This window comes from Subtercola endophyticus (genome assembly GCF_021044565.1).
In the GTDB taxonomy this organism is placed as follows: domain Bacteria; phylum Actinomycetota; class Actinomycetes; order Actinomycetales; family Microbacteriaceae; genus Subtercola; species Subtercola endophyticus.
In genome coordinates, this window is record NZ_CP087997.1 from 1,942,647 (window position 1) to 1,964,027 (window position 21,381).

Here is a 21,381-nt window from a genome sequence, read left to right on the forward strand (position 1 = left end):
CGCGGCGGGCCCGGAGGCAGCACGCCCGCGCGGCTTACGCCGACTCGGCGTGCGCCTGCAGGAACTCGTAGACCTCGCGGTCGTCAACACCGGGGAACTTGCCCGAGGGAAGGGGCGAAAGCACGTGGGCGTGCAGGCGCGCGCTCGGCCAGGCGCTCTCCGACCAGCGGTCGACGAGGTCGCTCGGCGGGCGCTTGCAGCAGGACTCGTCGGGGCAGCGCGAGAGCGAGCGCTTCTCGGTGTCGCGGCCGCGGAACCACTTCGCGTCGGCGAAGGAGGTGCCGAAGCTGATGGAGAACTCCCCCGCGGCGGTCGTTCCGGTCTGGGTAGCGCACCAGAAGGTGCCGCTCGGGGTGTCGGTGTACTGGTAGAACTCGGTCGAGCGATTTGTGCGAGTGAGCGCGATGCGCGCGGCCCAGTTGCGGCAGACGAACTGCCCTTCCACCGCGCCCGTCACGTCGTGCGGCAACGGCAGGCCGTCGTTCTCGTAGGCCTTCTGAATGGCGCCGTCGTCGGTGAGGCGAAGGAAATGCACGTCGATGCCGAGGTGCGAGGTGGCGAGGTTGGTCATCCGCAGCGCCGCGGCCTCGTGCGTGACACCGAACGCGTCGCGAAAGTCTTCGACCGACAGGTCTCGCCGGGCCTTGGCCGCCGCGAGGAACTTGACCGAGGCGGTCTGTGGCATCAGGCACGCCGCCGCGAAGTAGTTGATCTCGAGCCGCTGCCGCAAGAACTCGGCGTAGTTGCTCGGCGGCTGGTGGCCGAGCACGCGATGCGCCATCGCCTGCAGCGCCATCGACCGCAGGCCGTGACCGCCGGGAATGGATGCCGGTGGCAGGTAGATGCGCCCGCTCGCCAGGTCGGTGACCGACCGCGCCGAGTGCGGCAGATCGTTCACGTGGATCAGGCTGAAGCCGAGGTCTTCGGCCAGCAGGCTCACGGTGCGGTGGCTGAGCGCACCGCCCTGGTGCCCCACGCGGGCAAGCATCTGCTCGACGAGCTTCTCGAGGTCGGGCAGATAGTTGTCGCGCTCACGCATGGCGTCGCGCAGCTCGGTGTTGGCCCGGCGAGCTTCTTCGGGCGTCGCGATGGATTCGGTCGCGCGCCGGATGAGTTCGCGGTGCATCCCCACGAGGGCCTCGAGCGTCTCTTGAGGCAGGTTGCGGCTGGCCGGCACCCGAGGCAGTCCGAGCGAGGCGTAGAGGTCGCCGCTCTGCGCCCGGGCGAGTTCGATCTCGAGGGCGGTACGGGCATCCGGAGCCTCGTCGCTCAGCAGCTCGGCCAGCGGCACGTTCAGCTCGCTCGACAGCGACTGCAGCAGCGAGAACTTGGGCTCGCGGCGCCCGTTCTCGATAAGCGAAAGCTGACTGCCGACGACGCCGACACGCTCGCCCAGCTGGTCGAGCGTGAGGTCGGCATTCTTGCGGAAATGCCGGATGCGACGGCCCAGAGTGATGAGGTCGGTCGAGGTAGACGTGGGCATCTTTGCTTCCTGTAAAGAACGGGGAATCTTTCGGGGGAACAAAGAAGAATCTAACGCAAATTGGGCGCAAAGTTGAAGAACGCAAACAAAATTCCCCGAAAAGCCACCCGCTGATGCATTGTCATTGGCTGCGTCAGCATCGACGACGAGGAGACACACCATGAGCATTCTGCGCAGTGACCAGCCCGAGCCAGTCAACAACCGCGCCCCCAAGGCCAGCGCCCTTCGCCTCGTCGAGACCGGCGAGATCGCTGCCGTCGCCGGCCCCGCGAGCCCCTTTCGTATCGACGCAGGCATTGCAGCCTGGGTTTCTGACGTCGCTGCGTTGACGCAGCCCGACGAGATCGTCTGGTGCGACGGGTCGACCGCCGAGTGGGATCAGCTCACCAAGCTGATGATCTCGCAGGGCACCCTCATCCGGCTCAACCCGGAATGGCGCCCGAACAGCTTCTTGGCCCGCAGCGACCCGGCCGACGTCGCCCGTGTCGAAGACCGCACGTTCATCTGCTCGACCGAAGAGATCGACGCCGGCGTCACGAACAACTGGCGCGAGCCGAGCGCGATGAAGGATGAACTGCTCCCCCTCTTCGCCGGCAGCATGCGCGGCCGCACCATGTATGTGGTGCCGTTCTCGATGGGCCCCGTCGGCGGCGCGCTGTCGCAGGTCGGCGTGCAGCTGACCGACTCGCCCTACGTCGTGGTGAGCATGGCGCTGATGACGCGCATCGGCACCCCCGTGCTCAACCTCATCACCGACGACACCGAGTGGGTTCCCGCGCTGCACAGCGTCGGCGCTCCGCTGGTGGATGCCGCGGGCGTGCGCAGCGACGACGTCGCCTGGCCGCACAACCCCTCTAAATACATCGCGCACTTTCCGGAGACTCGCGAGATCTGGTCGTTCGGATCGGGCTACGGCGGAAACGCGTTGCTCGGCAAGAAGTGCTTCGCCCTGCGCATCGCGTCGGTCATGGCCCGCGACGAGGGCTGGATGGCCGAGCACATGCTGCTCATCAAGGTCACCTCACCCGAGCAGCACGTCTACCACCTCGCGGCCGCCTTCCCTTCGGCGTGCGGCAAGACCAACCTCGCCATGCTGAAGCCGACCGTTCCGGGCTGGAAGGTCGAGACCATCGGCGACGACATCGCCTGGATGCGCCCCGGCCCGAACGGCAAACTGCGCGCCATCAACCCCGAGCGCGGCTTCTTCGGCGTCGCCCCAGGTACGGGCATCGTCACCAACCAGACCGCGGTCGACACCATGTGGGGCAACACCATCTTCACGAACGTCGCGCTGCGCGACGACGGAGACGTGTGGTGGGAGGGTCTCACCCCGAACCCGCCGGCGCACCTCATCGACTGGCAGGGCAACGACTGGACTCCCGACTCCAAGACTCCCGCCGCGCATCCGAATGCCCGGTTCACCGTCACGGCCGACCAGTGCCCCTCGATCGCCCCGGAATGGGACGACCCCGCCGGTGTCGAGATCGACGCCATTCTGTTCGGCGGCCGCCGCCCCTCGACCGTTCCGCTCGTCGCCCAGGCGAAGAGCTGGTCGCACGGCGTGTTCGTCGGTGCCACGATGGCGTCGGAGACCACCGCCGCCGCTACCGGTGCGGTCGGCCAGCTGCGTCACGACCCGTTCGCCATGCTGCCGTTCGTCGGTTACAACATGGCCGACTACTTTCAGCATTGGCTCGACATGGGCGAGACGCTCGGTTCCGACGCTCCCCCGATCTTTCAGGTCAACTGGTTCCGCAAGAACGACGAGGGCAAGTTCATCTGGCCCGGATTCGCCGAGAATTCGCGCGTGGTCGAGTGGATCATCCGCCGCCTCGAGGGTGAAGTCGCCGCGCGCCAGACGCCCATCGGCGGCCTGCCGCTCGCTCACGAGTTCAACATCGAGCGCACCGACGTCACCGAAGAAGAGCTGCAGACCCTGATCGGTCTCGACAAGCAGGCGTGGCTCACCGAAGCCAACGAGACCGAGCAGTACTTCGGCACGCTCGGAGACGACCGGATGCCCGCGGCTCTGTACGCCGAACTGAAGAAGTTGCGCGCGGGGCTCGCCAAGCTGCCCAACTAGCGCGTCTCGCGCTGTCGCGCACGAAGGGCCGGTACTCGCGGGTGAGGGTGCCGGCCCTTTCTGCTGCCCGGGCTCCGCCTGGCGAGGCGCTCGCGGTCCCGTAGAATGGGTGCAACGACAATCAGGCACCTTCGACTCGGTGCCGCCCATATGCCTGGAGGCTCCACCATGACCGCGAACATTCCTGACAAACCCGCGCTGGAGGGCCTCGAGAGCAAGTGGGATGCGCTGTGGAGCGAACGCGGAACGTACCGATTCGACCGTGAAATGGCTCGGCGCGAGAACATCTACTCGATCGATACACCTCCGCCCACGGCATCCGGTTCTCTGCACATCGGGCACGTGTTCTCGTACACGCACACCGACCTGCACGCGCGCTTTCAGCGCATGCGCGGCAAGAGCGTGTTCTACCCGATGGGCTGGGACGACAATGGTCTGCCCACCGAACGCCGGGTGCAGAACTACTACGGCGTGCGCTGCGACCCGACCCTGCCCTACGAGGCAGACTTCGAGCCGCCGTTCGAGGGCGGCGACAACAAGAGCTCGAAGGCTGCCGACCAGAAGCCGATCAGCCGACGCAACTTCATCGAGCTCTGTGAGCGCCTGACCGTCGAAGACGAGAAGCAGTTCGAGGCGCTCTGGCACACGCTCGGGCTCTCCGTCGACTGGAGCCAGACCTACCGCACCATCGCCGACTCCTCGATGCGGGCCAGCCAGCTCGCCTTCGTGCGCAACGTGGCGCGCGGCGAGGCCTATCAGGCGCAGGCGCCCACGCTGTGGGATGTCACGTTCCGCACCGCCGTCGCGCAGGCCGAGCTCGAAGACAAAGAGCAGCCCGGCGCGTACCACCGGCTCGCGTTCCACCGGCACGGGTTCGGCGCGAGCGACGACGCCGCAGCCAACGCGGACATCTACATCGAGACCACCCGGCCCGAGCTGCTCGCGGCCTGCGTGGCGCTGGTCGCGCATCCCGACGACGAGCGCTACCAGCCGCTGTTCGGCACCACCGTGACCACTCCCCTGTTCGGCGTCGAGGTTCCCGTGGTGGCCCACCACCTCGCGCAGGCAGACAAGGGATCGGGTATTGCCATGATCTGCACGTTCGGCGACCTCACCGACGTGATCTGGTGGCGTGACCTCGACCTGCCGAACCGCGCGATCATCGGCTTCGACGGCCGCATTCTCGCTGAAGCGCCCGACGTCATCACGACCGAAACCGGCATCAACGCCTACTCGGCCATCGCGGGCAAGACCGTGTTCAGCGCCAAGCAGGCCATCGTGGAGCTGCTGCGCGACTCGGGCGAGCTGATCGGCGAGCCGAAGCCCATCATGCACCCCGTGAAGTTCTTCGAAAAGGGCGACCGCCCGCTCGAGATCGTATCGACGCGGCAGTGGTACATCAGAAACGGCGCCCGCGACGAAGAACTGCGCACGCGTCTGCTCGAGATGGCGACCGAGGTCGACTGGCACCCCTCGTTCATGAAGGTGCGTTACGACAACTGGGTCAACGGCCTCACCGGCGACTGGCTCATCTCGCGGCAGCGCTTCTTCGGGGTGCCGATTCCGGTCTGGTACCCGCTCGACGGTGACGGCAACCCGCTCTTCGATCAGCCCATCGTGGCCTCCGAGGCGTCGCTGCCGGTCGATCCGTCGACGGATGCCGCACCCGGCTTCGACGAATTACACCGTGGCACGCCGAACGGCTTCATCGGCGAGCTCGACGTGATGGATACCTGGGCGACCTCCTCGCTCACCCCTCAGCTCGCCGGTGGATGGGAGCGCGACCCCGAACTCTGGCAGCTCGTCGCACCCTTCGACCTCCGCCCGCAGGGCCAAGACATCATTCGCACCTGGCTGTTCTCCACCATGCTGCGCTCAGCCCTCGAAGACGGCCGCACGCCCTGGAAGCACGCTGCGATCTCCGGCTTCATCGTCGACCCCGACCGCAAGAAGATGTCGAAGTCGAAGGGCAATGTCGTCACGCCTTCCGACGTGCTCGAGTCGCACGGCTCCGACGCTGCGCGCTACTGGGCCGCCTCCTCGCGCCTCGGCACCGATGCCGCGTTCGACCCGCAGAACCCCACTCAGATCAAGATCGGGCGCCGACTCGCCATCAAGGTGCTGAACGCGGCGAAGTTCGTGTACTCGTTCTCGCTGCCAGAAGGGTCGCACGCGGTCACGCACCCGCTCGACCTCAGCATGCTGACGGCGCTCGACCAAGTCATCGTCGACGCGACGGCCGCCTTCGAAGCTTACGATCACGCCCGTGCCCTCGAGGTCACCGAGAGCTTCTTCTGGACGTTCTGCGACGACTACCTCGAACTCGTCAAAGAGCGCGCCTACAGCGACTCCTCCGACCCGGCCGCCAAGGCCTCGGCTGTACTTGCCTTGCAGGCGGCAGTGGATGTTCTGCTGCGCCTGCTCGCCCCGTTCATCCCGTTCGCTACCGAAGAAGTGTGGTCGTGGACGCACGGCGAGGGGTCGATTCACACGTCCGTCTGGCCCACGGGCGCGGGCACGGGTGACGGTGCGGCGTTCAGCCCCGAACTCGCGCCTGCGCTGCCGGCTCACGCCGGGCTGCTCGGGCTTGCCGGGCAGGCGCTGGTGAGCATCCGGCGGGCGAAGACCGACGCGAAGGTGTCGCAGAAGGCACTGGTTTCTTCAGCGACCATCGCCGGGCCTGCCGAAACGATTGCAGAACTCGAGCTGGCGGCCGCAGACTTGCGTGAAGTCGGCAAGATCGCGCAATTGTACTTCGTTACGGGCGACGATCTCGAGGTGCGCGAGATCGTGCTCGAGAACGGTAGTGTCGAGTAAAGCTCCGCCCCTCACTTCACGGTTCCGCCCGCAACACAGCAGCCGTGGCCTCGCAGCCACGGCACACATGGAAGGCACACAACAATGGCGTTGACGATCAGACCGATCACTGACCACGACTTTTTTCCGTGGTACGACCTCTACGTGGCATACGGCAAGTTCTACGAGACGGAGCTCGAAGGCGACCGCGCGGTTCTCGTGTGGAGCTGGCTCATCGACCCCGCCCACGAGACCGAAGCTCTTGTGGCCGAAGACGATGGCAAGCTCGTGGGGGTTCTGCATTTTCGCGAGTTCGCCCGGCCGCTGGCCGGTGAGCGCGGGCTGTACATCGACGACCTGTTCGTCAACCCGGATGCCCGGAACTCGGGTGTCGGCGCCGCGCTGATCACCGAGGCGAAGAAGATCGCCGCGTCGCGGGGCCTCGGCATTGTGCGCTGGATCACCGACGACAGCAACGAGACCGCCCAGCGGCTCTACGACAAGCTGGCCAGTCGTACGTCGTGGGTCACGTACGACTTGGTGGTGTAGCCGTTTTTCGTTTTGACGACGTTTTTGGAGTGAGTAGATGATCTCGGTCGGAACCCGCTGGTCGAGCGGCGACGAGCCACCCTCGCGGCTGCCGCAGGTCGTCATCGACGCCGTTCTCGACGTCGAAGGCGAACTCGCCGAGCAGAACGTCGACACCTCGATGTGGTATTGGACCCTCACGTGGCTCGAGGGCCGCCCCGTGGTCGAGTTCGACGACGGCACCCGCATCGACTACAACCCCGACACCGACGAGGCTACCGTCTCGCAGTCGGAGGAGTTCGGCGACTGACCCGTCGCGCTCGACGAGCTTTATTGACTATTGCTCGGATTTCGAGCACTATGGGCAGATGCTTGCTCACCCCGATGCCGTCGCCGCTCCTCCGCGCGCTGCAGCGGCCCCGCGGCTCTCGCGGCGGGAGCGTGGTTCGGCTCAGCTCGCCGGCGGAATCGGCTTCGCTCTGGTCGCTATTGGAATGAACCTCGCGACGCTGATCTTCGCCTTCATGGGTGCCGGTCTTCTCGCGGCAGCCTTTGCCGACGACTACCTCGACGGCAGCGGACACATCACCCAGACGGCATTCAGCGCCATCGTCGACGCGTACGGCGCTCCGGTCGGAGCCACAGCGGCCGGCGCAGTGCTTCTGGTCGCCGCAGGTCTGGTGACGAGCATGCTGATTCTTCGGGCGGGTGGGCACGTTCGCCGCCGAGCGATCACCGGGGCTGGAACCGGAATCTCGTGCATCCCGAACATCGTCGCCGCGCTTATCGCCTATTTCGGCGGGTGGGTCATTGCGGGGTCATTTCACCGGGCGCTCCGGTGGGATTCGAACACGACCTCGAGGCCATAACGATCGCGCTCGTACTCGACGCCTTTTTCGGTGCTGTGATCGGGGCGCTGGTCTGGTGGTGGATGGCGCACGTTTTTCGAGCGAGAGTCGGAGTCACTGCATGAGCACGGCCGTCGCGCCGGCGGGCGTGCTCGGCTTGGAGCAGCGTCGGGCAGCCTTGCGTGCCGGGAGTCTCGGCTGCCTCATCGTCTCGGGCGGCATGATCGTCGATGGAGTCGTCGTCACGATCATCGCCTTCGCGTTGGGCTTCCTCGACGCGCTCTCAGGCCTGTCGACAGGCGACGCAGCGCCCGAAGCGAGCCATGCGGCCACTGCGATCGCAATCGCGACGGTCTTGTCGATCGGCGGCCTGATCGGCGTGGGTCTCGTCACAATCGGTCTGGTCGTGAGCCACGGCATCCTGGTCAGATCTTTCGTACATCGCCCTCGTTCGGTTCTGTGGGCCGGGTTCGGAATCAGCTCCATTCCGACCGCATTCTTCGCCCTCATCTTTCTGGCCGGCCACCTCGTCACGAGTGCCGGTCAGCCGCCGGGGCAGGGCAGCGGTACGGCCATCGTCTCCATCTCGTTCGCGGCCGTCTTCGGCCTCATCGACGCGGTCATCACACCCCTCATCGCAGGCTATGCGTTCCTCTGGATGGCGCATGTCTTCCGGGCGAAGGGCACGCACTCCGTTTCGGGCCGGTCACGATGAAAACAGAGGAGATTCGACACCAGTGGGCGCTATACGGCGGCACACCCCTCGAATCTCCGCCGATTTCACGGCCACGGCACACGGACTGCCAAGCAGGGCGCCCCGTCAACACGGCGCCGCAAAGTCCCGGCCTCAGGCGCGGCGGCGGGGCCAGGGTGACGCCGACCAGAGCATGATGAGGCCGCCGGTGAGCAGACCCCAGAAGGCGCTGCCGACGCCGACGATAGCGATGCCCGATGCCGTCACGAGAAAGGTGGCGACGGCGGGAATGCGGTGCGGCACGGACTCGATGGCATTCGCGATGGCGCCGACGAGGGCTCCGAGCAGGGCGAGGCCGGCTACCGCCGTGATCAGGATGGGCGGCGACGCCGAGATGAGGGCCACTGCGAAGCCGGCGAAGAGCCCGAGCACGATGTACACGAAGCCTGACGTGAAGGTGGCGACCCAGCGCTTGGATTTGTCGGGGTGCGAGTCGGGCCCGGCCATGATGGCTGCAGTGATCGCGGCGAGGTTGAGGGCGTGCGCTCCGAAGAGCGCGCCGACGGCCGTCGCAGCGCCCGAGGCCACGAGAGCCGGCCGCGGCGGAACCTCGTAGCCGAACGTCGACATCACCACGAAGCCGGGCACGTTCTGCCCTGCCATGGTCACGATGAACAGAGGCAACCCGAGTGAGACGATCACAAGCGGGTCGAACGTGGGCGGCACGAACGTGAGTTGCGGCACGAGAGACGACGACGCAGCCGTCAGCCAGCCCGTGCCTGCCGACACACCGATGCCGATCGCCGCGACCAGCATCGCCGCCGGTACGGCCCACCGCGGCGCGATGCGAAAGAGCGCCAGCCAGACCACGACTACCGGAATCGCCAGCGCCGGAATCTGCACCACGGCGAGCACGGGTGCAAGGCAGATGGGAAACAGGATGCCCGCCAGCATCGCCGACGCGATCGACTTCGGTATGCGGGTGATCGCCCTGCCCAGCGCCGGCCAGAGCCCGCACAGCACGATGAGCAGTCCGCAGACGATGAACGCCCCGACGGCGGCGTTGAAGTTCTTCGTGGTGGCCGATGCGGCGATGAGCAGCGCGGCCCCGGGGGTCGACCAGGCGAAAGATATGGGCATCCGGTACACCCGCGCAAGCACGATGCACAGTATGGCGACGCCGAAGCAGAGGGTCAGCAGGCCCGAGCTGGCCTGGGCATCCGTCGCCCCGACCGCGTGCAGGCCGGCGATGACAAGCGCGAACGAGCTGGCGAATCCGGTGATTCCCGCAACGATGCCCGCCGAAATCGGTTGCGCGAGCGAGCTGGCTCGGCCCACGGGCGGTGGATGCCGGACGCCCTGAGCCTCGTGCGCGTCAGCTCCCTCGCGCGTCACTTTTTGCCCCTAAACAGTGGATATTGTGGCCGAAATCGACGCGCGAACTAGCGCGGAGTGGTGCACGGCCTCCGCGTCGAGGGAGCGTCGGCGCAGCCAGCAATACGCAAGCGCCTTACGCCGACTTCTCTACGCGACGAGTAGCCTCACGCGGAACGATGGTCGGGGCGGCGTTGTTGATGACGGCCTCGCGCGTGATGATCACCTTGGCGACCTCGTTGGTGGAGGGCACCTCGAACATGACCGGGCCGAGCACTTCTTCCATGATGGCGCGGAGCCCGCGGGCGCCCGTCTTGCGTAGCACAGCGAGGTCGGCGATGGCCTCGAGGGCCGGCTTCTCGAAGTCGAGCTCCACGCCGTCGAGCTCGAACATGCGCTGGTACTGACGCACGAGCGCGTTGCGCGGCACCGTGAGAATCTGCATGAGCGCAACCTGGTCGAGCGGCGTGACAGTGGTCACGACGGGCAGACGCCCGATGAACTCGGGGATGAGCCCGAACTTGTGCAGGTCTTCGGGCAGCACCTCGCTGAAGAGGTTGATGTCGTCGCGCTTGGAGTGCAGCGGGGCGTTGAAGCCGATGCCGCGCTTTCCGCTGCGCTCGGCCACGATCTCTTCAAGGCCCGCGAAGGCGCCCGCCACGATGAAGAGCACGTTCGTGGTGTCGATCTGGATGAACTCCTGGTGCGGGTGCTTACGGCCACCCTGCGGCGGTACCGAGGCGACCGTGCCCTCGAGAATCTTGAGCAGCGCCTGCTGCACACCCTCGCCCGAGACGTCGCGCGTGATCGACGGGTTCTCGGCCTTACGGGCGATCTTGTCGATCTCGTCGATGTAGATGATGCCGGTCTCGGCCTTCTTCACATCAAAGTCGGCGGCCTGCAGCAGCTTCAGCAGAATGTTCTCGACGTCTTCACCGACGTAACCCGCCTCGGTGAGCGCCGTGGCGTCGGCGACGGCGAACGGCACATTGAGCTGCTTGGCGAGCGTCTGTGCGAGGTACGTCTTACCGCAGCCGGTCGGGCCGATCAGCAGAATGTTGCTCTTCGCGATCTCGACCTCGTTGGCGACCGCGTCGGCCGAGGTGAGGGTGTTGCGCGCGCGAACGCGCTTGTAGTGGTTGTAGACGGCGACAGAGAGCGACTTCTTCGCCTGCTCCTGCCCGATGACGTACTCTTCGAGAAAGGCGAAGATCTCTTTGGGCTTCGGCAGTTCGAACTCGCTCGCGGCTTCTTCGCCGGTCTCAGAGAGTCGTTCTTCGATGATCTCGTTGCACAACTCGACGCACTCGTCGCAGATGTAGACCCCCGGGCCAGCGATGAGCTGCTGAACCTGTTTCTGGCTTTTACCGCAGAACGAACACTTGAGCAGGTCCGCGCTCTCCCCGATGCGTGCCATGTTCATCCTCCTCGTAAAAACCTGTGCAGTCAGCCTAACCCGTGGGGCCGACAGTCGTCGCCATTGAGCAAGTGATCGTCACATTCGCCACGAGCTGTTCACCGAGGGCGGAGTACTACGCCTTAAACAACGAAGTGGATGCCCAGAGGAACGGGCATCCACTTACGAAGTCAGAGCGGTAGAACTTCTACTTGACCAGCGCGGGAACGTTCTTTCGCGAGGTCAACACCTGGTCGATGATGCCGTACTCCACGGCGTCGGCGGCACTGAGGATGTTGTCGCGGTCGATGTCTTTGTTGACCTGCTCGGTGGTGCGGTTGGAGTGGAACGCGAGCGTGTCTTCGAGCCACGTGCGCATGCGCAGAATCTCGCGCGCCTGAATCTCGATGTCAGACGCCTGGCCGCCGCCCTGGCCGCCAGCGGAAGGCTGGTGGATGAGGATGCGCGCGTTCGGCAGCGCAAGACGCTTGCCCGGCGTGCCGGCGGCGAGGATGACCGCAGCGGCCGAAGCCGCCTGGCCGAGGCACACCGTCTGGATGTTCGGCTTGACGTACTGCATCGTGTCGTAGATGGCCGTCATCGCGGTGAACGAGCCACCGGGCGAGTTGATGTACATCTCGATGTCGCGGTCGGGGTCCTGGCTTTCGAGCACCAGCAGCTGAGCCATGATGTCATCGGCCGACGCGTCGTCGATCTGCACGCCCAAGAAGATGATGCGGTCTTCGAAGAGCTTGGCGTAGGGGTCTTGCCGCTTGTAACCATAGGCCGTGCGCTCTTCGAACGTCGGCAGAATGTAGCGGTTGGAGGGCGTGGTGCCGTTGCCGTAAGGCGAGGCGATCGGCATTCCGCCGAAGGTGGGGGTTTCCATCAGGTCTTCTCTGTTCGTGAGTGTGTGGTTCGCGGGCGGGCGGTCAGTTGCTGACGCTGGGAACGGCGTCGGACTCTTCGGTTCCGCCGCCGCCGGCGACGTCGGAGGCGAATTCGCGCACGTAGTCGACGAATCCGTACTCGAGCGCTTCTTGTGCAGTGAACCAGTTGTCGCGGTCACCGTCGATCATGACCTGCTCGGGGGTCTTGCCGGTCTGCTCGGCGGTGAGCTCAGCCATGCGCTTCTTCATGTCGAGAATGAGGTTCGCCTGGGTCTGGATGTCGGCCGAGGTACCGCCGAAACCGCCCGACGGCTGGTGCAGCAGAACGCGGGCGTTCGGCGTGATGTAGCGCTTGCCCTTCGTGCCCGAGCTCAGCAGGAACTGGCCCATCGAGGCGGCCATGCCGATGCCCACGGTGACGATGTCGTTCGAGACGAACTTCATGGTGTCGTAGATCGCCATGCCTGCGGTGATCGAACCACCGGGAGAGTTGATGTAAAGGTAGATGTCGCGCTTGGGGTCTTCTGCTGCGAGAAGCAGGATCTTTGCGCAGATTTCGTTGGCCATATCGTCACGGACCTCGGTGCCGAGCCAGATGATCCGGTCTTTCAGAAGTCGTTCGAAAACGCTGTTTGGCATCGCCATATCGGCCATGTGTGTCGCTCCAATTCACTTGCGGTAATTCGAATGTAGTGGAGCCCGGTGACGCTTATCGCCCTGTTCGCTTGCGGCAGAGCGAAGCGCCGCCGCAAGCGAAAAAGGGGTGCTGCCGCTTGCGGCAGAGCGAAGCGCCGCCGGGAACGCACCCGAAGGCGCTTTCGTCGGAGCTGACGCGATATGCGGGCGTATTGCGCTCGTGTTGGCTGTGCTCCGACGCAAGCGCCCTGCGGCCGGGCGGGCGGATGCCCGTGCGAGCGTTTGGGCGCGAAAAAGGGCCCCACGGGCATCCGCGGGGCCCTTCTCGGTGGAACAACTAGTGGGAGTGACCCGCGTGGTCGTGGCCCTCGTGGTCGTGACCGGCGTGCTCGTCGTCGGTGCCGGCGACGTCGACGAACGGGGCGTCGGCGTCACGGGTGACCGCGGTGAACTCGGAGACATCGACGGCCTTGCCGTTGCTGTCGGTGACCTTCGCCTTGTCGAGAACGATGGCGAGCGCCTTGTTACGCGCGACCTCGCCGACCATGGCCGGAATCTGGCCGTTCTGGTCGAGAACCTGAACGAACTCCTGCGGCTCCATGCCGTACTGCTGCGAGGCCTGGATGAGGTACTGGCTCAGCTCGTCTTGGCTGACCTTGACGCCCTCTTTCTCCGCGACAATGTCGAGCAGGATCTGCGTCTTGAAGGTGTTGGTGCTCGACTCGGTGACCTCGGCGCGGTGCACGTCGTCTTCGAGACGGTTCTCGTTCTCGAGGTGACGGTGCACCTCGTCTTCGATCAGCTTCGGCGGCACGGGTACGTCGACCAGCGCGAGAAGAGCGTCGAGCGTCTTCTGGCGGGCCTCGGAGACCTGACCGAACTCCTTCTGGCGCTCGACCTGCGTCTTCAGGTCGGCCTTGAGCTCATCGATCGTGTCGAACTCGCTCGAGATCTGAGCGAAATCGTCGTCGGCCTCGGGCAGCTCGCGCTCTTTCACCGAGTTGATCGTGACGGTGATGAGCGCGTCTTTGCCGGCGAAGTCGCCGCCGAGCAGCGGAGCCTCGAACGTGGTGGTCTCGCCCGCGGTCAGCGAGTCGATGACACCGTCGAGGCCCTCGAGCAGCTCGCCCGAGCCGACCTCGTACGAGATGCCGGTCGCGTTGTCGACCTCGGCGTCGTCGATGGTGGCCAGCAGATCGAGCTGGGCGAAGTCGCCCGTCTTGATGGGGCGGTCGACCGTGACGAGGGTGCCGAAGCGGGTGCGCAGGCGCTCGAGCTCGGCGTCGACCTCTTCGTCGGTGACGTCGAGAGCGTCGACGGTGATGGGCAGGCCGTCGTAGTCGGGCAGCTCGAGGTCGGGACGAACATCCACCTCGATGGCGAGCTCGAGGTCACCCGAGAAGTCTTTGTTGCTCGGCCACTCGACGATGTCGGCCTCGGGGCGGCCCAGCGGGCGCAGCTCCTGCTCGGCGATCGCTTCGCGGTAGAAGGTGTCGAGGCCGTCGTTCACGGCGTGCTCGAGCACGGCTGCCTTGCCGACACGCTGGTCGATGAGGGGCGGCGGCACCTTGCCCTTACGGAAACCGGGGATGTTCACCTGGTCGGCGATGTGGGTGTACGCGTGATCAATACTGGGCTTCAGCTCTTCGGGGGTTACCGAGATGGCGAGCTTGACTCGCGTGGGGCTGAGCTTTTCGACCGTGGTCTTCAAAACAATCTCCTGAGATACGTAACTGATGTGAAAGTCGTGCGAAGCATCCTCGGCGCCGATCGGCTACGCCGGGTTGGTACCTGTGGTCTGCATGTCGGGGCGACAGGATTCGAACCTGCGACCTCTCGGTCCCAAACCGAGCGCTCTACCAAGCTGAGCTACGCCCCGGGAAATAAACCTCGGCAAGCCTAGCGCACAAGCACTGAGGTGAACCTGCACGGGTGCGAACCTGTACTACGATGTTCGGGTGCCACTTCGGTGAGCGCGGGGATGTAGCTCAATGGTAGAGCCTCAGTCTTCCAAACTGATCACGCGAGTTCGATTCTCGTCATCCCCTCTCGGATTTTTTCGCTTTGCCGGTCCCCGCCCGGCAAAGCGCCATTACTTGCTCGGGGATCTCCTATGGCGGCACCGACGTGCGCCCGCTTTCATGCGTCCCCGCTACCTGCTCGGGGAGCTCCTTGTGGCGGCACCCATGCCACTGGCTTTGCCGAACGGGCTGGATTCGTCTCGCGATTAGTGCAGAATCGTGAGAGCGACGAAGGAGACAAGATGGCAGACGACGAGCAGATCGCGTACACGGCGCTGGAGCCGGAGACGCCGGTACTCGACACCGAGGGAACCGAGTTCGGCACTGTCGAGCACGTGCTGCAGGATGCTGATCTCGACTTGTTCGACGGGGTCTTGATCGCAACACCCTCCGGTCTGAAGTTCGTCGACGCCGGCCAGATCGAACGCATCTCTGCGAGCGCCGTAAACACTACCGTGACCCCCGAGCTGGTCGGCTCGCTGGCCGAACCAGACGGCGCTCCGCTGTTCACGGTCGACGGGTTGCAAGATGTGGGAAGCTCCCTCACCGCGCGCCTCGGCCGCCTCTTCCGTCGCGAGCACTGGAAGCCCACCGAGTAAGCCCACCTTCCAGGCGCCCAGACGCCGCCACGTAGGCTGTGCCGATGAGGGAATCGACGAACGAGCGGTACCAGGGCGTACTGCGTGACACGATGAAGACGGAGCGCCTGCAGTACTTCAGCGACGCGGTATTCGCCATCGCGCTGACACTGCTTGTACTCGAGATCACGGTGCCGATTCTCGCGGGAGACAACCCCTCGAACGCCGACATCACCGTCGCGGTGGCGGCACTGTGGCCCAAGTTGCTCGCCTACGTCATCAGTTTTGTAGTGATCGGAGTCAACTGGACGGGTCACCACCGCAAGTTCGCGGTCATGACGCGCATCGATGGCACGATCATCCGAATCGACCTGCTACTGCTGTTTCTGATTGCATTCGTGCCGTTTCCAACAGCGTTGCTCAGTGATTACCTGGGCGATGCGACGCCTGTGATTGTCTATGCGGCAACCGTGAGCGCCATCAGCCTCGTTCAATTGTGGATGTGGGTGTATGCCTACAAGCAGCGTTACCTGAATGCGCGCATCGACGGCGCGATGTATCGGATGATCGGGCGAAACCTGCTCGTGGTGCCTGTCGTCTTTGTGCTCTCGATTCCCGTCGCACTGCTGCCTTTCGACGAGGCCGGACTCGTGGCGATGTGTTTCTGGGTGCTGAGCATCCCGCTCGGCGTGGCTGTCGGGCGCCTCGGAGAGCGCCAGGAGACCAGGCGCCGGCTGCAGATCAGGCACGCCTAGCGCGCTCGCGCAACGCCTGCCGGCGCTCAGTAGGGTTGAGGCATGGCGGGGCGAGCGGGCACGGGCGCAGGAGCAGACGCTGGTGCTGGTGCAGACGAGCGGTACAAGGGAATACTGCGGGAGCACACGAACTCCGAGCGGCTGCAGTTCTTCAGCGACGCCGTGTTCGCCATTGCGCTGACCCTTCTCGTGCTCGAAATCGCGGTACCCGAGATCGAGCATCCGACGAACCTCGAACTGAACGACAGCCTGCTGCAGCTGATTCCGAAGTTCTATGCGTACGTGCTGAGCTTCGGGGTGATTGCGATCAACTGGGCCGGGCATCACCGCAAGTTCGCGGTGACGAAAGACTACGACGGCGGCACGATCTGGATCGATCTGCTGCTGCTCTTTCTGGTGGCGTTCCTGCCGTTTCCTACGGCGCTGTTCAGCGACTACCCGGGGTACGAGACCCCGGTCATCCTGTACTCACTGGTCGTGGCGAGCATCAGCCTGGTGCAGTACTGGCTGTGGGCGTACGCCTATCGGCGCGGGTTTCTCGACGAGCGCATCGACCTCTCGATCTACCGGATGGTCAGGGCGAGGCTGCTCGTGGTGCCGATCGTTTTTCTGCTGTCGATCCCCATCGCGCTGCTTCCGTTCGACGAGGCGCCCTACTTCGCCATGTACTTCTGGATCATCATCTGGCCTGCGAACATCGTCACCGAGCGCGTCACCGGCGGTCGGGCCGCGGCCCGCTTCTTGTGACGCTCCTTGGTACCTGAACAAATCCTCACAATGTAATCGTATTCAGGAGCTGACGGGCCTAGAATGATCACGCAGGACGCCACCGGCCTCCCGCACCCAGCCAGAACCCCGCGCCTTGTGCGCGGGTTCTGTGTTTAACTCGGCGCCCAGATGTAGAAGAATCTGCAGGCCTTCATGACGCTGCCGAAGATCTGCTCAACGGCCGCGTTGGCCCGCGGGTCAGACTCGGTCAGAGTTTCGCGCCGATTCACGAAGAAGGTTGCAACATCGGATATTTGCAGCAGTCGACTGGAATGCGATGGCCCGAAGTAGATCGTGTCGGCGATCCGCCGACACGGCTTGCTCGTGTAGCCATAGACGCTCGACGCCTTGAAACTTCGCAGATTTCTACGACTGTCGGGCGCGGAATGGTGTTCATCGGCGACCACCAGCGCCATCGCGCGCGATTCGTGATCCCGCACAAGCACTTCGTCGACGGACTCGAACGAGTGAGCAGTGCATAAAGAATGAGGCGCGAAGGGGCGCCGATACTTCGCCTGCTGAGCCTTGATGTCAATGCCGCGCAAAACGTATTTCGCTCCCGAATTCGCGAGCGTCTTCGCCACCAGCTTGCTCGCCTTGATTCGCCAGCCGATCGGAACGCCTCGCCAATCGCCCTCGCCATGAAACATGTCATATCCATGAAACTCCGTCATTGGGTCGAAGCCCGGCACGTCTGCAGCGATCATTCTGCCGATGTGGTCGAGACTCGTCTCGATCTTCACGATCGAATCATCGTCGACCACGACCGTACCCATGAAGTAGAAGTCATCATTACGAGCTGACTCATCGAGGAACGCGACATACACACGAGACCTTCTTTCATTTCACATGAGTTTATGTCATTAAAATCCAACATCCTTTCTGACCAGGGCTTCTGAGGTCAGGCTCACCTTCGTAAGTGGAGCCTTCGCTTGCTTGCGGAAGATTTCAGGCTGAGTAGCGTTGGAGTCAATGAAGACGAAGGGAGACGTCATGTCTGACGTTGTCACCAGTATCAAGAGTTCCGCCAACCCCGATGTGGCCGCGGCCGCAGCACAATTTCTGAGCCAGGTCGTCATCGACTCGCAGGCTCTGGTCATCAACGGCAAGCAGGCGCACTGGCACGTGCGCGGCGCCAATTTCATCGCCGTGCACGAGCTGTTCGACGACATCGTCGAGCGCGCCGAGGGCTACGCCGACGACGCCGCTGAGCGTGTCGTGGCTCTGGGCCTGCCACTGGATGCCCGCATCGGCACCGTCGCGGCCAAGACCACGTTGCCCGAGCTACCGGCCGGGTTCCAGCCCGCCGACGTCATGATCGCCGCCCTTGTGGCCTCGATCGACGCATTGCTCGTCAGCGTGAACAAGGCCATCACCGAGCTGGGCGCCATCGACGCCGCAAGCCAAGACGTGGTCATCCAGACCGCTCGCAGCCTCGAGAAGGACCGCTGGTTCTTGTTCGCGCACATCGCGTCGGTGTAGTCCGAACGGTTCGCTGAGAAGAAGGATCCCGAGAGGGGTCCTTCTTTTTTTGCACCGATGAGATAAACTGATAATCTCTCAGTATGATCTCGATTCCGCAGCCTAAGGCGCCGACGCCGGCGCTCAACGGCGCCACGCGCACCACGCGGCGGCCGATCGTGGTGGTCGCGGTCGTCGTCGGCGGCCTTGCGCTGCTGGCCGCCGTCGGGCTCGTCGTTGCGGTCGTTGCCTTCGGCCTGAATCCGCTGCTGATCATTCTCGTCGGGGTGATCGTGGTCTGCGCGGTGATCGGTGCTCTCGCGCGACTGCTCCCCCAGCGCCTGCCGGGCTTCGGCCTGCTGCGTTCGCTGCTCGGGTTCGTTTCGCTCGCGGCGGTAGCGGCGATTTTGTACCTGTTCGTCTACCCGGCCGTTCAGGGCGGCACCGGTACAACGTGGACTCAGAATTGGGGAATGCACGCGGCGGCTCCGCCGATCTCGTCACCGGCGACAGTGGTTTTCGCGGTGACCGGAAGCGCACCGGAAGCGTCGATCGGCTTTTCACCGGGCAGTTCCAACGGCGGCGCTCCCGCGCCGTATCCGCTTCCGTTCAGCCAGACAGTGACGGTCGATTCAACGAGCATGACGCCTTACATTCTGAATGCGAGCACGACCGATGCACCCGAGGGCTCCACCCTCACCTGCACAGTCACGGTAAACGGCGTGGTCGTCGCTACCGAAACCGACTCGGGCAGCCTTGCTTTCGCTGACTGTTTGGGCACCGGCTACGGTAAGGGTCCGTAGACGATTCCGTCACAGCGCGAAGTGGGTGGGCCGGCCGGCGAGGTACGTGGCCGCGACGGGCATGCCGCGCAGGTCAGACGCGTCGATACGAAGTGGATCGCGCTCGGTGACGGCGATATCAGCGGGCATGCCCACGCCGATGGAGGCGTAACCGTTCGTCGAAGCAGTCAGGGCGGCCTCGGCGGTGATGCGCTGCTCCGCGTGCCACGGCGAGCGAGCATCACGCGAGCGCGAGACGGCGGCCGCCATCGTCTGCCACGGGTCGAGCGGGGCGACGGGCGCGTCTGAGCCGAGCAGCAGCGCCGCGCCGGATGCCCGCAAGGTCTCGAAGGCGAAGGCGCGGTCGGTGCGGCCGTTCCAGTAGCGGTCGGCGATGTCACGGTCATCCATCGCGTGTTCGGGCTGCACACTCGCCACCACACCGAGCCGCGCGAACCGCTCGAAGTCGGTCGTGGCGACGAGTTGGGCGTGCTCGATGCGGCCGCCGGATCCGAGGCGCTCGAAGGTGTCGAGCGCGAGGGCGTTGGCGTGATCGCCGATGGCGTGCACGGCGGGGGTGAGGCCCGACGACGTCGCGCGTTCGAGCAGGGCGAGCAGAGCATCCGGAGCCACGGTCAGCAGACCCCGCGAATGCTCGTGGCCCTTGAGCCCTTCATACTCGTCGTAACAGTAGGCGGTGCGCGTGTTCAGCGACCCGTCGGTGATGACCTTGAACGGGCCCACCGTGAGCAACCCCTCCGTGCCCGGAATGATGTCGCCTGAACGCAGCCCAGCGCGGATGCTCTGCTCGAGATGCTCGGTGTAGATGCCGAATGAGACGCGCAGCGTGCGGATTCCGGCCGAGATGCGGCGAGTCCAATCGGCGAGATTGTCGCGCATCTCGAGATCGACGACGCCGACCACGCCGAGTCGCGCAGCGGCATCGGCCGCACCCGCGACCAGCTCGTCACCGACCTCGTTCGGCACGTCATCGAGTCTTTTCAGTACGGCGAAGCAGTCGTCTTCGCGCAGATGGCCGGTGGGATGCCCGGTCAGACCGATTTCGGCGAGGGCCGCCGAGTTGAGCCAGCAGCCGTGCAGGTCGGCACTGATGAGCACGAGAGGCTTGCCGGGCAGAACAGTGTCGAGCAACGAACTGTGCAGCGCGTCGACATCGGGCCACAGACCGTCGCGAATGCCGAAGCCGATGAGCGTGCGCGAGACGTCGAGCGGGCGCGCCTCGATGAGTCGCCGCAGCTGCACGACGAGCTCGCGGGTCGAACCGATTCCACTCAGGTCGAGCCGACTGCGCAGCAGGGCCCACTGGGTGAAGTGCACGTGGTTGTCGTAGAGCCCCGGAACGATGAAGCGGCCGTCGAGATCGACGACCTCGGCACTCGCGGGAGTACGCACGATTCCGGTCGGCACGATTGCACGGATGCGCCCGTCGGCGAGCAGAACGTCGCACACGGCGTCGTGGCCTGCCACAAGGCCGCCGCGCAGAAAAACGTCAGACACCCGCTTCGCCCAAGACTCCCGCGTTGCCAGGCGCACCCGCTTCGCCCAAGACTCCCGCGTTGCCAGGCGCACCCGCTTCGCCCAAGCCCGCTTCGCCCAACACACCCGCTTCGCCCAACACACCCGCTTCGCCAGGCGGCAGCGGATGTACGCGCCGCATCTCGGCGGCGAGCGCGGGGTGCCGGTAGAACGTCTCCCCCGCGGCGAGCTCGTGGATGACCCGCTCGACCGTCTCGGGTGACTTATTCTGGCTCAGCTTCGACTTGGCTTCGAAGCGCGTCGCGGTGAGGCGGAATCCCACCGTTCCCGCGCTGATGCGGGCCGCGTATTCGGCGTTTTCGAGCGTTCCGTTCATGCGCCGGGGCTCGGGCATACGGTCTTCGAAGTGGTCGACCAGGTCGCCGAGCACGGCGAGGTTCTCCGCAGCAGACAGAATCTCGGGCACGCCGTGCAGGTGCGCGACAACAAAATTCCAGGTCGGAACCGACGGATCACTCGGGTACCAGACGGGCGAGATGTAGCCGTGCGGGCCCATCACGATGAGCAGAATCTCGTGCTGGCCGAGTTCGTGCAGCCGTTCATCCGGTCGGCCGACGTGAGTGAGAATGGCGAGCTCGTCGGGCGCGGCGGCCGGGTCGAGCACGATCGGGTAGTGCGACGCGACCAGGCCCTTCGACGTATTGCTGACGAAGGTGCCGAAGCCGACCTCGCGGATGAGCCGACGCACCTCTGCCACGTCGTCGAGCCGGAACTCGGCGGTGTCTCTCATG

General features: G+C 64.9%; 20 protein-coding genes and 2 tRNA genes. 12 read left to right on the forward strand and 10 right to left on the reverse strand.

The features are described 5' to 3' along the window. Nucleotides 1–34: 34 nt before the first annotated feature. Entirely contained in the window at nt 35–1,483 is a 1,449-nt protein-coding gene (locus tag LQ955_RS09070) for a helix-turn-helix transcriptional regulator (protein ID WP_231027835.1), read from the reverse strand. Nucleotides 1,484–1,643: 160 nt separating this feature from the next. Between LQ955_RS09070 and LQ955_RS09075 the strand changes: the two genes are divergently transcribed. The 6 genes from LQ955_RS09075 to LQ955_RS09100 all read left to right on the forward strand — a co-directional run bounded on the left by LQ955_RS09075 (nt 1,644) and on the right by LQ955_RS09100 (nt 8,453). Continuing rightward, nucleotides 1,644–3,566, forward strand: a complete 1,923-nt coding sequence (locus LQ955_RS09075) for a phosphoenolpyruvate carboxykinase (GTP) (protein ID WP_231027836.1) — start codon at nt 1,644–1,646, stop codon at nt 3,564–3,566. Between the two features lie 168 nt (nt 3,567–3,734). Next, nucleotides 3,735–6,383 carry a valine--tRNA ligase gene (gene valS, locus LQ955_RS09080; protein ID WP_231027837.1) on the forward strand — a complete coding sequence of 883 codons (2,649 nt, stop codon included), beginning with the start codon at nt 3,735–3,737 and terminating at the stop codon, nt 6,381–6,383. Between the two features lie 84 nt (nt 6,384–6,467). Then, entirely contained in the window at nt 6,468–6,911 is a 444-nt protein-coding gene (locus LQ955_RS09085; protein ID WP_231027838.1) for a GNAT family N-acetyltransferase, read from the forward strand. Nucleotides 6,912–6,948: 37 nt separating this feature from the next. Further along, nucleotides 6,949–7,200 (forward strand): hypothetical protein, encoded by a 252-nt coding sequence (locus tag LQ955_RS09090; RefSeq protein ID WP_231027839.1) that lies wholly within the window; start codon nt 6,949–6,951, stop codon nt 7,198–7,200. 58 nt (nt 7,201–7,258) lie between these two features. Then, nucleotides 7,259–7,759, forward strand: a complete 501-nt coding sequence (locus LQ955_RS09095) for a hypothetical protein (protein WP_231027840.1) — start codon at nt 7,259–7,261, stop codon at nt 7,757–7,759. A 100-nt stretch (nt 7,760–7,859) separates the two neighbouring features. Beyond that, a complete protein-coding gene (locus LQ955_RS09100; protein ID WP_231027841.1) occupies nt 7,860–8,453 on the forward strand; it encodes a hypothetical protein in 594 nt (197 codons plus the stop codon). Nucleotides 8,454–8,585: 132 nt separating this feature from the next. Here the strand turns inward: LQ955_RS09100 and LQ955_RS09105 are convergent, their stop codons facing one another. From LQ955_RS09105 to LQ955_RS09130, 6 genes are all read right to left on the reverse strand, one after another. Further along, nucleotides 8,586–9,827 (reverse strand): benzoate/H(+) symporter BenE family transporter, encoded by a 1,242-nt coding sequence (locus LQ955_RS09105; RefSeq protein ID WP_231027842.1) that lies wholly within the window; start codon nt 9,825–9,827, stop codon nt 8,586–8,588. Between the two features lie 115 nt (nt 9,828–9,942). Further along, nucleotides 9,943–11,223: an ATP-dependent Clp protease ATP-binding subunit ClpX gene (clpX, locus tag LQ955_RS09110; protein WP_304961642.1), complete on the reverse strand. Its 1,281-nt coding sequence runs from the start codon at nt 11,221–11,223 to the stop codon at nt 9,943–9,945. A gap of 187 nt (nt 11,224–11,410) precedes the next feature. Further along, nucleotides 11,411–12,091 (reverse strand): ATP-dependent Clp protease proteolytic subunit, encoded by a 681-nt coding sequence (locus tag LQ955_RS09115; RefSeq protein ID WP_390623459.1) that lies wholly within the window; start codon nt 12,089–12,091, stop codon nt 11,411–11,413. A gap of 43 nt (nt 12,092–12,134) precedes the next feature. Beyond that, entirely contained in the window at nt 12,135–12,737 is a 603-nt protein-coding gene (locus LQ955_RS09120) for an ATP-dependent Clp protease proteolytic subunit (protein WP_390623460.1), read from the reverse strand. A gap of 328 nt (nt 12,738–13,065) precedes the next feature. Next, nucleotides 13,066–14,439 (reverse strand): trigger factor, encoded by a 1,374-nt coding sequence (gene tig / locus LQ955_RS09125; RefSeq protein ID WP_313788395.1) that lies wholly within the window; start codon nt 14,437–14,439, stop codon nt 13,066–13,068. Between the two features lie 94 nt (nt 14,440–14,533). After that, nucleotides 14,534–14,607, reverse strand: a tRNA-Pro gene (locus tag LQ955_RS09130). A 98-nt stretch (nt 14,608–14,705) separates the two neighbouring features. On the opposite strand from LQ955_RS09130, the gene LQ955_RS09135 reads away from it, so the two are divergent. From LQ955_RS09135 to LQ955_RS09150, 4 genes are all read left to right on the forward strand, one after another. Beyond that, a tRNA-Gly gene (locus LQ955_RS09135) sits at nt 14,706–14,776 on the forward strand. Nucleotides 14,777–14,991: 215 nt separating this feature from the next. Further along, nucleotides 14,992–15,348, forward strand: coding sequence for a hypothetical protein (locus tag LQ955_RS09140; RefSeq protein WP_231027845.1), 357 nt, complete (start codon nt 14,992–14,994; stop codon nt 15,346–15,348). A gap of 44 nt (nt 15,349–15,392) precedes the next feature. Further along, nucleotides 15,393–16,082 carry a TMEM175 family protein gene (locus tag LQ955_RS09145; protein WP_231027846.1) on the forward strand — a complete coding sequence of 230 codons (690 nt, stop codon included), beginning with the start codon at nt 15,393–15,395 and terminating at the stop codon, nt 16,080–16,082. 42 nt (nt 16,083–16,124) lie between these two features. Then, entirely contained in the window at nt 16,125–16,829 is a 705-nt protein-coding gene (locus LQ955_RS09150; RefSeq protein ID WP_231027847.1) for a TMEM175 family protein, read from the forward strand. Between the two features lie 134 nt (nt 16,830–16,963). On the opposite strand, the gene LQ955_RS09155 is transcribed toward LQ955_RS09150, so the two are convergent. Continuing rightward, the gene (locus LQ955_RS09155) at nt 16,964–17,677 is read right to left on the reverse strand and encodes a DUF3800 domain-containing protein (RefSeq protein ID WP_231027848.1); all 714 of its coding nucleotides are present in this window, start codon (nt 17,675–17,677) and stop codon (nt 16,964–16,966) included. A 166-nt stretch (nt 17,678–17,843) separates the two neighbouring features. On the opposite strand from LQ955_RS09155, the gene LQ955_RS09160 reads away from it, so the two are divergent. Together LQ955_RS09160 and LQ955_RS09165 are read left to right on the forward strand one after the other, a co-directional pair. Next, nucleotides 17,844–18,332 (forward strand): Dps family protein, encoded by a 489-nt coding sequence (locus tag LQ955_RS09160; protein WP_231027849.1) that lies wholly within the window; start codon nt 17,844–17,846, stop codon nt 18,330–18,332. Nucleotides 18,333–18,415: 83 nt separating this feature from the next. Then, nucleotides 18,416–19,114, forward strand: a complete 699-nt coding sequence (locus tag LQ955_RS09165) for a hypothetical protein (RefSeq protein WP_231027850.1) — start codon at nt 18,416–18,418, stop codon at nt 19,112–19,114. A gap of 9 nt (nt 19,115–19,123) precedes the next feature. Here the strand turns inward: LQ955_RS09165 and LQ955_RS09170 are convergent, their stop codons facing one another. Both LQ955_RS09170 and LQ955_RS09175 read right to left on the reverse strand, forming a co-directional pair. Further along, a complete protein-coding gene (locus LQ955_RS09170) occupies nt 19,124–20,611 on the reverse strand; it encodes an amidohydrolase (protein ID WP_231027851.1) in 1,488 nt (495 codons plus the stop codon). After that, nucleotides 20,604–21,380 carry an FMN-binding negative transcriptional regulator gene (locus tag LQ955_RS09175; RefSeq protein WP_313788396.1) on the reverse strand — a complete coding sequence of 259 codons (777 nt, stop codon included), beginning with the start codon at nt 21,378–21,380 and terminating at the stop codon, nt 20,604–20,606. The genes LQ955_RS09170 and LQ955_RS09175 overlap by 8 nt, the downstream gene beginning before the upstream one ends. Nucleotide 21,381 lies beyond the last annotated feature (1 nt).